This is a genomic window from Phenylobacterium sp. (assembly GCF_025934275.1).
GTDB lineage: Bacteria > Pseudomonadota > Alphaproteobacteria > Caulobacterales > Caulobacteraceae > Phenylobacterium.
In genome coordinates this window covers 1-11,198 of sequence record NZ_JAICYI010000035.1, presented here as the reverse complement: position 1 = coordinate 11,198, position 11,198 = coordinate 1, and the positions used below count along the sequence as shown (strand labels likewise).

General features: G+C 70.5%; 13 protein-coding genes. 8 read left to right on the top strand and 5 right to left on the bottom strand.

The window, feature by feature from the left end:
- Positions 1-30: 30 nt before the first annotated feature.
- Positions 31-894 carry an enoyl-CoA hydratase-related protein gene (locus tag Q0W60_RS10405; protein ID WP_297695264.1) on the bottom strand — a complete coding sequence of 288 codons (864 nt, stop codon included), beginning with the start codon at positions 892-894 and terminating at the stop codon, positions 31-33.
- A gap of 212 nt (positions 895-1,106) precedes the next feature.
- Positions 1,107-1,967, bottom strand: a complete 861-nt coding sequence (gene panC, locus Q0W60_RS10400) for a pantoate--beta-alanine ligase (RefSeq protein ID WP_297695262.1) — start codon at positions 1,965-1,967, stop codon at positions 1,107-1,109.
- A gap of 159 nt (positions 1,968-2,126) precedes the next feature.
- Here panC and Q0W60_RS10395 point away from each other — a divergent pair, with 159 nt between their 5' ends.
- Complete coding sequence (locus Q0W60_RS10395; RefSeq protein ID WP_297695260.1) at positions 2,127-2,933, top strand: division plane positioning ATPase MipZ; 807 nt, start codon at positions 2,127-2,129, stop codon at positions 2,931-2,933.
- A 3-nt stretch (positions 2,934-2,936) separates the two neighbouring features.
- Positions 2,937-3,368: a DnaJ domain-containing protein gene (locus tag Q0W60_RS10390; protein ID WP_297695258.1), complete on the top strand. Its 432-nt coding sequence runs from the start codon at positions 2,937-2,939 to the stop codon at positions 3,366-3,368.
- An 86-nt stretch (positions 3,369-3,454) separates the two neighbouring features.
- On the opposite strand, the gene Q0W60_RS10385 is transcribed toward Q0W60_RS10390, so the two are convergent.
- Positions 3,455-4,720 (bottom strand): D-alanyl-D-alanine carboxypeptidase family protein, encoded by a 1,266-nt coding sequence (locus Q0W60_RS10385; protein ID WP_297695256.1) that lies wholly within the window; start codon positions 4,718-4,720, stop codon positions 3,455-3,457.
- Positions 4,721-5,006: 286 nt separating this feature from the next.
- Between Q0W60_RS10385 and phaP the strand changes: the two genes are divergently transcribed.
- The 5 genes from phaP (at position 5,007) to Q0W60_RS10360 (ending at position 8,475) form a co-directional block, all read left to right on the top strand.
- The gene (gene phaP, locus Q0W60_RS10380; RefSeq protein WP_297695254.1) at positions 5,007-5,483 is read left to right on the top strand and encodes a TIGR01841 family phasin; all 477 of its coding nucleotides are present in this window, start codon (positions 5,007-5,009) and stop codon (positions 5,481-5,483) included.
- A 90-nt stretch (positions 5,484-5,573) separates the two neighbouring features.
- On the top strand, positions 5,574-6,035 hold the full coding sequence (locus Q0W60_RS10375) for a RidA family protein (protein WP_297695252.1): 462 nt from the start codon (positions 5,574-5,576) through the stop codon (positions 6,033-6,035).
- Positions 6,032-6,778 (top strand): glycerophosphodiester phosphodiesterase family protein, encoded by a 747-nt coding sequence (locus tag Q0W60_RS10370; protein WP_297695250.1) that lies wholly within the window; start codon positions 6,032-6,034, stop codon positions 6,776-6,778. Before Q0W60_RS10375 ends, Q0W60_RS10370 begins: the two co-directional genes overlap by 4 nt.
- Positions 6,778-7,938, top strand: a complete 1,161-nt coding sequence (locus Q0W60_RS10365) for a GNAT family N-acetyltransferase (RefSeq protein ID WP_297695248.1) — start codon at positions 6,778-6,780, stop codon at positions 7,936-7,938. Before Q0W60_RS10370 ends, Q0W60_RS10365 begins: the two co-directional genes overlap by 1 nt.
- Before the next feature lie 99 nt (positions 7,939-8,037).
- A complete protein-coding gene (locus Q0W60_RS10360) occupies positions 8,038-8,475 on the top strand; it encodes an HIT family protein (RefSeq protein ID WP_297695246.1) in 438 nt (145 codons plus the stop codon).
- A gap of 81 nt (positions 8,476-8,556) precedes the next feature.
- On the opposite strand, the gene Q0W60_RS10355 is transcribed toward Q0W60_RS10360, so the two are convergent.
- Together Q0W60_RS10355 and Q0W60_RS10350 are read right to left on the bottom strand one after the other, a co-directional pair.
- On the bottom strand, positions 8,557-9,168 hold the full coding sequence (locus tag Q0W60_RS10355; RefSeq protein WP_297695244.1) for a hypothetical protein: 612 nt from the start codon (positions 9,166-9,168) through the stop codon (positions 8,557-8,559).
- Positions 9,169-9,375: 207 nt separating this feature from the next.
- A complete protein-coding gene (locus Q0W60_RS10350) occupies positions 9,376-9,975 on the bottom strand; it encodes a TetR/AcrR family transcriptional regulator (protein ID WP_297695242.1) in 600 nt (199 codons plus the stop codon).
- A gap of 48 nt (positions 9,976-10,023) precedes the next feature.
- Here Q0W60_RS10350 and Q0W60_RS10345 point away from each other — a divergent pair, with 48 nt between their 5' ends.
- A complete protein-coding gene (locus Q0W60_RS10345; protein ID WP_297695241.1) occupies positions 10,024-10,815 on the top strand; it encodes an SDR family oxidoreductase in 792 nt (263 codons plus the stop codon).
- Positions 10,816-11,198: the final 383 nt, after the last annotated feature.

Below are 11,198 nucleotides of genomic sequence, written 5' to 3'. Positions count from 1 at the left end.
GTCCTAGCATGTCGGCTCGGGCGCGGCCTCTCAAGTCCCCTCGGCCCACCAGGGATAGCCGGCCGGCATACCGTCGGAGACGCGCCCAGGGAAGTTCGGCGGCCGCTTCTCGAGAAACGCGCTGACGCCTTCCTTCACGTCGGCTGTTGCGCCGAGCGCCATGGCGAACGGGCCGTCCACCTTCAACGCGCCCCAGGGCTCGGCTTCGGCCCCGAACCGCCAGAGCATCTGCCGGGTCAGCGCGATGGAGACGGGAGCGGTGTTGTCGGCGATCTCCCGAGCGATCTCGCGGGCGCGCGGCAGCAGCGTCTCCGGCTCCACGACCTCGCTCACCAGCCCGCCGCTGAGCGCCTCCTCTGCCCCGAACAACCGCCCGGAAAGGCACCAGCGCAAGGCTTGCGGCAGGCCTACGAGTCTGGGCAGGAACCAGGCGCTGCCGGCCTCCGGCACCAGCCCGCGGCGGGCGAACACGAAACCGAACCGCGCGGCCGTGGAGGCGATCTTGATGTCGGTTGGGAGCGCCAGGGTGACGCCGACCCCCACGGCCGGGCCGTTGAAGGCGGCGATGGTCGCCTTGCGGCAATTGAACAGGGCGCCGACGAAGCCGAGACCGCCGCCGCGCGGCGTTCGTCCGGCGCCGAAATTGGTCGCGCCAGCCCCAGCCTTGGTGTCGAAGCTCGACGCGCCCGCCGAGAGGTCTGCGCCGGCGCAGAAGCCGCGGCCCTCGCCGGTGAGGATCACCACCCGGACGTCGTCGTCTGCGTCGGCCCGTTCCAGGGCCTCGGCGAGCTCCGCGCCCATCTGGGCAGTGTAGGCGTTGAGCTTATCCGGCCGATTCAGGGTGATGGTGAGGATGCGGTCTTCGATCTCATAGCGGATGGTCTGGTAGCCCATGGGCGCCTCCGGCTTTTTCGCGAGTTCGAGGCGCGAGGCCGTTGCGGTCAAGGGCGCCCCGACGGCAGGCCGGCTACCGGGGCGGGCGCCTCGCGCCTACATTGCAGGGGCTGCGGCGGGCTACGACGGCCCACTGGCGCGCCACCTCGGCCCCATTCCGGACGGTGGGTTTAAGCGTGTCGCAAGAGCGCTTTCCCGCCGCGGCGCCCGCCTCAGACCGGCACATTGTCGATCAGCCGCGCCCGGCCGAGCAGGGCTGCGGCGAGCAGCCGGGCCGGTCCTTCGATCGGGCCCGGCCCCAGACGGCCGAGATCGTCCGGGCGGCGGGCTTCGACATAGTCGACGCGCGCGAAGCCAGCCGCCGTCAGCCGGGCCCGCGCGGCGGTCTCCACGGCCGCGACCGGCTCGCCGGCCCGCAGCCTGGCGGCCGCTTCCTGCAGGGCCGCGTTCAGCTCGGGGGCCGCGCGTCGCTGGTCCGGGGTCAGGTAGGCGTTGCGGGAGGAGAGGGCCAGGCCGTCCTCGGCCCGGGCTGTCGGGCCGCCAATGATCTGGACGGGGATGTCGAGATCGCAGACCAGCCGCCGGATCACCTGCAGCTGCTGGTAATCCTTCTCGCCGAACACCGCCAGGTCCGGCCCGCTCTGCAGCAGCAGCTTGGCGACCACCGTCGCCACGCCGGCGAAGTGGCCTGGCCGGGCGGCCCCATCCATCGGTTCGGAGACGCCGCGCACCATGACCGTGGTGGCGAACCCTTGTGGGTACATCTCGCCCACGCCCGGCGCATAGAGCAGATGACAGCCGGCCGCCGCCAGCAGCGCGGCGTCGCCGGCCTCGTCGCGCGGGTAGGCGGCGAGGTCCTCGTTGGGCCCGAACTGGGCGGGGTTGACGAACAGGCTGGCGACCACCCGATCGGCATGCGCCAGCGCCAGGCGGATCAGCGACAGGTGTCCCTCGTGCAAAGCCCCCATCGTCGGGACGAGTCCCACGCGCTCGCCCGCCTCCTTCCAGGCCGCGACTTGGGCGCGCAGGTTCGCCACGGTGCGGACGATCGGAAGTGACGGAACAGAGGACATGGAGGGCGTTCGCGAGGCGGCCCGCTTATGAGGCAGAGGGGCGCGCGCGTCCATCCACAGCCGTCGCGCAGCCGCGCGTTGACGCAGCGGGGGCGCCGGGATGACCTAGCGAACGGGGCGAGTCGCGGATTCGCCGGACGAGCTTTGGAGACCGGGCGCATGCCGCAGGCGAGCGTGATCGTGGTGGGCAACGAGAAGGGCGGGGCGGGCAAGTCCACCATCGCCATCCACACCGCCGTCGCCTTGCTGCACGGCGGCGCGCGGGTGGCGGTCATCGACCTCGACCTGCGCCAGCAGTCGACGGCCCACTTCTTCGCCAATCGCCGCGCCTGGCTCAGCGCCAACAACGCCGCGGCGCCGCTGCCGCTGGAATTCGCGATTCCGCTCGGCGAAGACGCGCCCGCCCGGTTCGAGCTGGCATTCGCCGAGGCTTCCCAAGGCGCGGACTTCATCCTCGTCGACACGCCCGGGAGCGACACGGACGTCAGCCGCGCCGCCCACGCCAAGGCCGACCTCATCGTCACCCCGATGAACGACAGCTTCGTCGACTTCGACATGCTGGGCGTGGTGGATCCGGTGACGCTCGAGCTGAAGCGGCACAGCCTCTACTCCGAGACGGTCTGGGAATGCCGCAAGCAGCGCGCGGCGCTCGACCGCAAGATGATCGATTGGGTGGTGCTGCGGAACCGTCTCGCGCCGACCGAGGCGCGCAATCGCCGCAGGCTGGACGAGCGGGTCGTGGCGCTCTCGCGCAAGGTCGGGTTTCGCCTCGGACCCGGCCTGCGGGATCGGGTGATCTACCGCGAGCTCTTCCCCTTCGGCCTGACCATCGCCGACCTGTCGCCGGCCATCCGCCCGGTCTCCATGAGCCTGCAGCACGTGGCCGCGCGGCAGGAGCTTCGGGCGCTGATGGCCGCGCTCGGCCTTTCGGGGTTTGCGGAGGTCCAGCCGATCGCCGCAGAATAGGCGATGGGCTACATCATCCTGGGCGGCCTGGCGCTGCTGGTGCTGGTCACAGCAGGGCGGGCGAGCCGTCCGATGCGCGTCCGCCGCGAGTGGCGCTTCCTCTCCTCGGCCGGGGCGATCGCGGCGTTTCTCGCCGCGGCCCTCCTGGTCCTCAGGGAAGCCTGGCTGCCGGCCCTGCTCATCGCGGGCTTCGGCCTCAGCCTCGCCGTCGCCTCCCGGATCGACACCCGGCCACGTCGCGCGCCGGTCGCGCCCAGGGAGCCCATGAGCCGCGAGGAGGCGCGCGCGATCCTGGGCGTCGGACCCGAGGCGTCCGCCGCGGAGATCAAGGCCGCCTACACCCGGCTCATGCGGCTCGCGCATCCCGACAAGGGCGGCACCAGCGGCCTCGCCGCCCAGCTCAACGCCGCGCGCGATCGACTGCTCGGGAAGTGACAAGTGGCCCCGGAGTGGCTCCGGGGCCTCGGTGATATGTCGCTTGCGTTCCGCCTGGCGGGGATGAGCGGGATGAGCGGCGAGGGTCAGCTCGGCTCGAGGACTTCGCAGGCCAGCCGGCGGGCGTGCAGGGCGCGGCAGGCGCTTTTCGCCTCGGATTCGGAGAAGCCGGTGAACACCGCCTTGTAGCGGCGACCCTGGCGCTCGGCCGAGCCGGCGGCGTCATCGAAGTGCCGCGAGAAGCGCTTCTCGACGAAGGCGATCTGGCGGGTGGCTTCCGTTCGACGATGGAACTCGCCGACCTGCACGGCCCAGTTTTCCGCATGCTTCGCCCTGCGCGCCGGAGCTTGCGCCTGCGCCCGCGGCGGAGCCGACGTCAGCACGATCTTCAGGCTGTCCTGGTCCGCATCGCCCTGCTCGCTGGGGGCGCGCACCACCGGGCCCGAAGGCGGCGGCTCGGACAGGTTCTGGGCGACCGTCATGTTCTGACCGAGCGCGCGATGGCGCATGACGTCGAAGCCGGTGAGCAGCAGGTCCTCGGCGTTCTGGTCGCGCGAGGCGGTGGTGGGGCCGCCCATCACCACCACGATCAGGCGGCGATTGTCGCGCACGCCGGAGATGGCGATGTTGAAGCCCGAGGCGTTGGTGAAGCCGGTCTTCAGGCCGTCGACGCCGGGGATGTTCAGCAGGTGGTTGTGGCCCTTGATGGTGCGGCCGCGGAACTCGAAGGCGCGCTCGTCGAACAGCTTATAGTACTGCGGATAGTCCCGCATGATCGCCCGCGAGAGCGTCGCCAGGTCGCGCGCCGTGGTGATCTGGCGGCTGTCCGGCAGGCCCGAGGCGTTGGCGAAGTGGGTGTTCTGCATGCCCAACTCCTGGGCGCGCTGGGTCATCAGCGCGGCAAAGCGGCTCTCGGAGCCGCCCAGCTTCTCGGCCATGGCGACGGCGGCGTCGTTCGCCGACTTGATGGCCATGCCGTGCAGGGCCTCGGAGACGGAGATGCTGTCGCCGGGCCGCACGCCGAGCTTGGTGGGCGACTGCGCCGAAGCATGCGGCGAGAAGACCACCCGATCGTCCATGTGCAGCTTGCCGGAGGCCAGCGCCTCGAACGACAGGTAGAGGGTCATGAGCTTGGTGATCGAGGCCGGATAGCGCGGGCTGTCGGCGTGGTTGGCGTAGAGCACCTCGCCGGTCTTGGCGTCGAGCACGATCGCCGCGTACTTGCTTTCGGAGGCCGCGAGCAGGCTGCGGAAGTAGGGGATCTGCGCCTGCGCCGCCGGCGGCGTGGCGGCGACGAGGGTCGCGGCGGCCAGGCCCAGGGAGACAAGAAGGCGGCGGGCGGTTTTGAGCATACGTGCGTCCGTCAATCCAAAGCGAATCCACTCAGCGGCGAAGCGCCGCCTTAGGAACTCCTTACCATCACACCGGGACCGTTGCGGCGGAGTAAACAGCTCTTGAACGTCCCATATTGTCGCGCCGGGGCGCTGCAAGACGCGGGCCAGTGTCATTGTGCAGTGCACAAAATTCGTTTGACTGTTGCGGCGCAACATGAGACGTTCCCCAAGAGCACGACATCCCTATCCGCCATTTTGCGTTGCGGCGATTCCGCCGCACTATCGACAGACGAGGACGCGACCCATGGACGCCGCCGAGACCGTGAACGCCGGGGCCGAAAAGGCGAAAGCCGCCGCTGAGACCCTGAAACCCACCGTCGACCAGTTCGCCACCGCCGCCAACGCCGCCTTCAAGGACGGCGTGGAGAAGGCGCTTTCGGCGATCACCGAGGCCAACACCCACTCCAAGAAGAACCTGGAAGCGGTCGCCGCTTCGGTGTCCGCCGCCGCGCGCGGCGCCGAGACCCTGGGCGCGCAGGCCGTCGCCTACTCCAAGACCGCCTTCGAGACCCAGGTGAACGCCGCCAAGGCGCTCGCCGCGGCCAAGACCCCGCAGGAGCTGTTCGAGCTGCAGAGCGCCTTCGCCAAGAGCGCCTTCGAGACCTATGTCGGCGAGCTCGGCCGCTTCTCGGAGGCCTTCGCGGCTTCCGTGAAGGACAGCCTCAAGCCGATCAACGCGCGCGTCACCGACGTGATGGGCGTGCTGCAAGCCACCCGCTGAGCGTCTCCTCCCGAGCGCGCGCGGCAGTACGGCCCGGACCGCGAGGTCCGGGCCTTTTCTTATGTCCGGGGCCGCTCTAGAGCTTCGGCCATGTCCAAGATCGACGCACGCCTGGCCGAGCTGGGGATCGAGCTGCCGCGGCCGAATGCGCCGGTGGCCAACTATGTGCCGTTCGTGCGCCAGGGCGAGTTCGTGCACATCTCCGGGCAGGTGTCGCTCGACGCCGGCGGCGGCATCCGCGGCGTGGTCGGCGAGGACGTCGACCTGGAGACCGCCAGGAAAGCGGCGCGGCTGTGCGGGCTGTCGCTGATCGCCCAGATGAAGGCCGCCTGCGAGGACGACCTCGATCGCGTGCGGCGGGTCGTCAAGCTGGGCGGCTTCGTGCAGGCGGGCCCCGGCTTCTTCGAGATCCCGCAGGTGCTCAACGGCGCCTCCGACCTGATGGTCGAGGTGTTCGGCGAGACCGGCCGCCACGCGCGCTCCGCCGTCGGCGTCTATCGCCTGCCGCTCAACTTCGCCGTCGAGGTCGACGCCGTGGTGGCGCTCTCGTGAAGGCGCACTTCGGCGAGGCCTGGGAGCGGCTGTTCGCGCCGCCCATCGCGCACCGCGGCCTGTGGTCTCCCGACGGGGCGCCGGAGAACTCGCTGGCCGCGTTCCGCGCCGCCTGCGCCGCCGGCTATGGGATCGAGCTCGATGTCCAGCTCTCGGCGGACGGCGAAGCCATGGTGTTCCATGACGGCGGGCTGAAGCGGATGACCGGCGCGGAGGGGCGCCTTGCGGACCGCACGGCGGCGGAGCTCGCGGAGCTGCGTCTGGCGGGCTCCGACGAGCGCATCCCGACGCTGGCCGAAACGCTGGCGGTGGTCGGCCGGCGCGCCATGGTGCACATCGAGCTGAAGACGCCCTACGGCGCCGTGGGTCCTCTCGAGCAGCGGGTGCACGAGATCATCATCGACCACGCGGGGCCGGTCTGCGTGATCGGCTTCAACGCCTACTCCCACGCCTGGTTCGCCGAGCGCTACCCGAACGTGCTGCGCGGCCTCGACAGCTATTCCTACGCCGACGCCCGCAACATGGACGCCGCCCAGCGGCGCGCCATGGCCGAGCTGGAGCACGTCGCCATCGCCAAGCCTCACTTCCTGGCGCTCGGACTCGACATGCTGCCCGGCGAGGCGGCGGCGCGGCATCGCGCCAAAGGGCTGCCGGTCGTCGCCTGGACGGTCAAAGAGCCGTCGCAATGGGAGGCGATCAAGGCGCATTGCGACAACCTCATCTTCGAGGGCTTCCGGGCGTGATGCTGAAGCCGGCGGTCAAGGTCCACCGCCGCATCGCCGAGATCGGGCGCGACGCCTGGGACGCCTGCGCCCGCAACCCGGCCTATGCCGGCGATCCGTTCCTGCGCTTCGACTTCCTGCAGGCGCTGGAGGAGGCCAACTGCGCGGTCGAGCGCACCGGCTGGGGGCCGCAGCATCTGGCCGTGGAGGACGAGGCGGGCGAGGTGGCCGCGGTCATGCCGCTCTATCTGAAGTCCCACAGCCAGGGCGAATACATCTTCGATCACGCCTGGGCCGACGCCTACGAGCGGGCCGGCGGCCGTTACTACCCGAAGCTGCTCTGCGCGGTGCCGTTCACGCCGGTCACCGGCGCGCGCCTCTTGGCCCGGCCCGACGTCGAGCCGGACGAGGCGCGGCGACACCTGGTCGGCGGCGCGCTCGCGCTCTGCGAGGACTATGGCTGTTCGTCCTTCAGCGTGAACTTCCCGACCGAAGCCGAGTGGCGGTGGATGGGCGAGCAGGGCCTGGGCCGCCGCGAGGGCCAGCAGTACCACTGGGAGAACGCCGGCTACGCGAGCTTCGAGGACTTCCTCGCCGCGCTCTCCTCGGGCCGGCGCAAGACCATCCGCCGCGAGCGCCGCGAGGCCCAGGCCGCGGTCGAGATCCTGCCGCTCACCGGCGCGGACCTGAAGGAGGAGCACTGGGACGCCTTCTTCGGCTTCTACATGGACACCGGCGCGCGCAAGTGGGGCCGGCCGTACCTCACCCGGCGCTTCTTCTCGCTGCTCGGCGAGCGGCTGGCCGACCGGGTGCTCCTGATCCTGGCGCGGCGCGGCGGCCGCTGGGTGGCGGGCGCGCTCAACCTGATCGGCGACGAGGCGCTGTTCGGCCGCCACTGGGGCTGCGTGGAGGACATCGCCTTCCTGCACTTCGAGCTCTGCTACTACCAGGCGATCGACTGGGCGATCGCCCACCGCCTGCCGCGCGTCGAGGCGGGCGCGCAGGGCCAGCACAAGATCGCCCGCGGCTACCTGCCGAGGCCGGTCTACTCGGCCCACTACATCGCCGACCCGGCGCTGCGCGGCCCCGTCGAGGACTTCCTGCGCCGCGAGCGGGCCGGCGTCGAAGCCGACATCGAGTGGCTCGCCGAGGAGTACTCGCCGTTCCGCAAGGAAGGGTAGGCTCCCGATCCTTCCCCGTCGTCTTCGCGACAGGGGAGGAGCGCGTTCCGCCCCGGCCGCCGATTTGCTAGGACCAGCCGAGCACGCGAGGAGCACGCCATGAGCCTGGACGGCGCCTACGACGAGGGCAACATCTTCGCCAAGATCCTGCGCGGCGAGGCGCCGGCGGCGCGCATCTACGAGGACAGCCACGTGCTGGCCTTCATGGACGTCTTCCCGCAGGCCAGGGGGCACGTCCTGGTGATCCCCAAGCACTCGCGGGCCCGCAACCTCATGGACGAGGAGCCGGAGGTGCTCAGGGAACTGATCCTCGGCGTCCAGCGGGTGACGCGGGCGGTGCGCGCGGCGCTGAACCCGGACGGCATCGTGGTCACCCAGTTCAACGGCTCGACCGCCGGCCAGACGATCTTCCACCTGCACTTCCACATCATCCCGCGCTGGGAGGGCGTGCCGGTCGGCCGCCACGCCTCGGGCGGCATGGCGGACATGGAGGAGCTGAAGGCGCTGGCGCACCAGATCGCCGAGAAGATCAGCTAGGCGCACGCACGCCTCCGCGCATCCCCGCGCAAGCGGGGAGGGACCCAAGCTCAGTCGGAAGACGGGCGTCGGCGGAGAGGCTCAGCGGCGCGGCGGGCCGGTGGCGCGGCGTCCGGGCAGGAAAGGCCGGGGCGAGGCCGGCGGGCGCGGCGCGGTCGCCACCGCAACGGCGGCCGAGCCGCCGGCCAGGCGGTCGCGCAAGGGCGCGCGCGGCTCGGGCCTCGCCGGCTCAGGCGCAGCCGTCGCCCTGGCGAGCAGGTCCCGCAGCCTCGGCAGCTCGGCGGGCCCCGGCCCGGGCAGGGCGGCGGCGTCGGCCGCCACGCCCTGCAGCGTCTTCAGGAAGACCGGCAGGCTCGCCCGCTCGGTCTCGCGGTCGCGGTCGGCTTCGAACCGCTCGCGTTCCGGCTCAGCCGGCTCGGGCCGCTCCCGTTCGGGAGCCTCGGGCTCGTCAAGGACCTCGGCCTCGCCCGCCGGCTCGCGCGCCTGGGCCCACCCGGACTCGCGCCGCAGGCGCAGCTTAAGGGCGGTCGCCACCCGCACGGCGAAGAAGCAGCGGTCGAACAGCTGGAACATCTCCAGCCGCCGGCCAAAGTCCTCCGTCCGCTCCGCCTCCGCGGCGAAGCCCACCCCCAGCCGATAAGCGCACGCGCTCATCTCGGCGAGCATGTCGGACGTGGCGGGGGCGGGTGGCATGAGAAGAACAAAGATAGAACATCTTGCTCCGCTTCGCAAGCCCCAGCCGGCCGGACGACCGCCGCCCGCTTCGCGCCAGGAACGGGCGTTGGGTCCGAGCCGGGAAGCGGACCCTCGCTCGCCCTGCTCTCTTGATGTCCGTTTCCGACCTGTTGGCGAAGTCGTGACGCTTCGCACACGCGGGGCGCCACTGATCTCCCACCGCTGTCATTTGGCGGCAGCGAGCCGCAGGTAATCAAAGAGATCGTCCACCAGCGTATCGGGATCGGCATTACCCTTGCCGCCCGACTTCAGGTGACCTGAAAGGGCCAGATCCGCGGCGCCATGAGCCAGGCCGCGGACTAATGAGCTCATCCGCTCAGGATCGCCTGAGGGAAGCTCGCCGGCCGCCTGGGCGCAGGTCACGGCGGCGACCAGCAGTCCGTGGGCTTGCGAGGCCGCCTCACCTAACCCGGCGGCGTCCCGCTCCCACCGTCGGAAGGTCAGCTTGAAGCGTTCGGGATAGCGCAGCGCGCGCCGAACATAGCCGTGCATCAAATCGCGGGCAGAGAGGACCGGCCCATCTCGGGCAGCGATGATCTCTGATTGACGCGAGAGCTCGCGCGCCGCGATGGCCGCCAGCAGCTCGGACTTGTCCGCGAAGTGCTTGTACGGCGCATTGTGTGAGACGCCCGCCGCGCGGCCCACTTCGCGCAAGGTAACGGCTTCGGGACCGCCCCGGTCGAGCAGGTCGGCGGCGGCCGCGATCAGGGCTTCGCGTGTCGGCGTCATGACCGCAAGGATCGGTGCACTGGTTGACAACGTCAACCTCCGATCCCAAGGTTGACGTTGTCAACCACATGCGGAGTCTCGACGATGGCCTACGCCAACCCGCCGCCTCTTACTCTTCGCGCCGAGCGCCTGAAGGGCCGCGTGGTCCTGGTGACGGGCGCTTCGTCGGGCATCGGCGCCGCCGCGACCCGGCTTTTCGCGGCCGAAGGGGCGAAGGTCATCGCAGCAGCCCGCCGCAAGGACCGCATCGCCGCCTTGAGCCGCGAGCTCGTCGACGAGGGCCTAGAAGTCGCCCACGTCGAATTGGATGTTACCGACGAGGCTTCAGTCGCGGCTGCGGTCGGGTTCTGCCTCGAGCGCTACGACCGCCTCGATGGCGCCTTCAACAATGCCGGCCAGGGCGGCGGGCGCGGGCCGGTGCATACCTTGGATGTCGCCACCTTCGACGCCATCCACGCGGTCAACCTGCGCGGCGTATTCCTTTGCCTGAAGCACGAGATCGCAGCGATGCTGCCGAGCGGCGGCGGATCAATCGTCAACACCTCCTCGATCGGCGGACTCAAAGGTGGCGCGGGAAATGCCATCTATGGCTCCTCGAAGTTCGGCCTCGCGGGCCTCACCCGCTGCGCGGCTCTCGACTACGCGCGGGACGGCGTCCGCGTGAACGCCATCGCACCGGGACCCACCCGATCGGAGATGTTCGACCGGTGGATGCCCACGGAGGAAGCGCGCGCCGCCATGGCTGAATCGTTTCCCATGAACTACATCGCCCATCCCGCCGATATGGCGCGCGCTGCGCTTTGGCTTCTATCTGACGAGGCGCGATGGACCACGGGCGCGGTGATCCCCTGCGAAGGCGGCCTGAGTGCGCGATGAGGCGCACCTGGGTGGATGTGGGGGAACTCGCGAACGTCCGCGTCCGAGCCCGATCGCACACTCGAAAACACAACCGCCAATTGCGCGGCATAGCGCATCATCTGCGCACAGGCGCCAGCGTGGACGATGATCTCTGCAATCGCCACTCGAGACGCTCTTGGGGTTCTGTGTTGCGCCAAGAGCGGACATTGGGTCTCTTCCAGAAACTCACCCTTCCAGCGCGGCGGCGGCGCCGGCGAGTTGCGGGCAGAAGACCAACGACCGCTTTCGACCGATTGTGTTGAAGAAGGCGGCTTTGAGCGGCGTTGTCAGCGCGGCCGGATGAGGCTCGCGGTGGCCGTCGCCGCTCAGGCGGGCGCCGGGAGCTCTGGGACTGGGATCAG

Bases quoted from the DNA above. Each gene is read 5' to 3' on its own strand.
- panC (WP_297695262.1), bottom strand. From the start codon at position 1,967: ATGTCCTCTGTTCCGTCACTTCCGATCGTCCGCACCGTGGCGAACCTG.
- Q0W60_RS10405 (WP_297695264.1), bottom strand. From the start codon at position 894: ATGGGCTACCAGACCATCCGCTATGAGATCGAAGACCGCATCCTCACC.
- Q0W60_RS10375 (WP_297695252.1), top strand. From the start codon at position 5,574: ATGTCCAAGATCGACGCACGCCTGGCCGAGCTGGGGATCGAGCTGCCG.
- Q0W60_RS10360 (WP_297695246.1), top strand. From the start codon at position 8,038: ATGAGCCTGGACGGCGCCTACGACGAGGGCAACATCTTCGCCAAGATC.
- Q0W60_RS10385 (WP_297695256.1), bottom strand. From the start codon at position 4,720: ATGCTCAAAACCGCCCGCCGCCTTCTTGTCTCCCTGGGCCTGGCCGCC.
- Q0W60_RS10365 (WP_297695248.1), top strand. From the start codon at position 6,778: ATGCTGAAGCCGGCGGTCAAGGTCCACCGCCGCATCGCCGAGATCGGG.
- Q0W60_RS10345 (WP_297695241.1), top strand. From the start codon at position 10,024: ATGGCCTACGCCAACCCGCCGCCTCTTACTCTTCGCGCCGAGCGCCTG.
- Q0W60_RS10390 (WP_297695258.1), top strand. From the start codon at position 2,937: ATGGGCTACATCATCCTGGGCGGCCTGGCGCTGCTGGTGCTGGTCACA.
- Q0W60_RS10395 (WP_297695260.1), top strand. From the start codon at position 2,127: ATGCCGCAGGCGAGCGTGATCGTGGTGGGCAACGAGAAGGGCGGGGCG.
- Q0W60_RS10355 (WP_297695244.1), bottom strand. From the start codon at position 9,168: ATGCCACCCGCCCCCGCCACGTCCGACATGCTCGCCGAGATGAGCGCG.
- phaP (WP_297695254.1), top strand. From the start codon at position 5,007: ATGGACGCCGCCGAGACCGTGAACGCCGGGGCCGAAAAGGCGAAAGCC.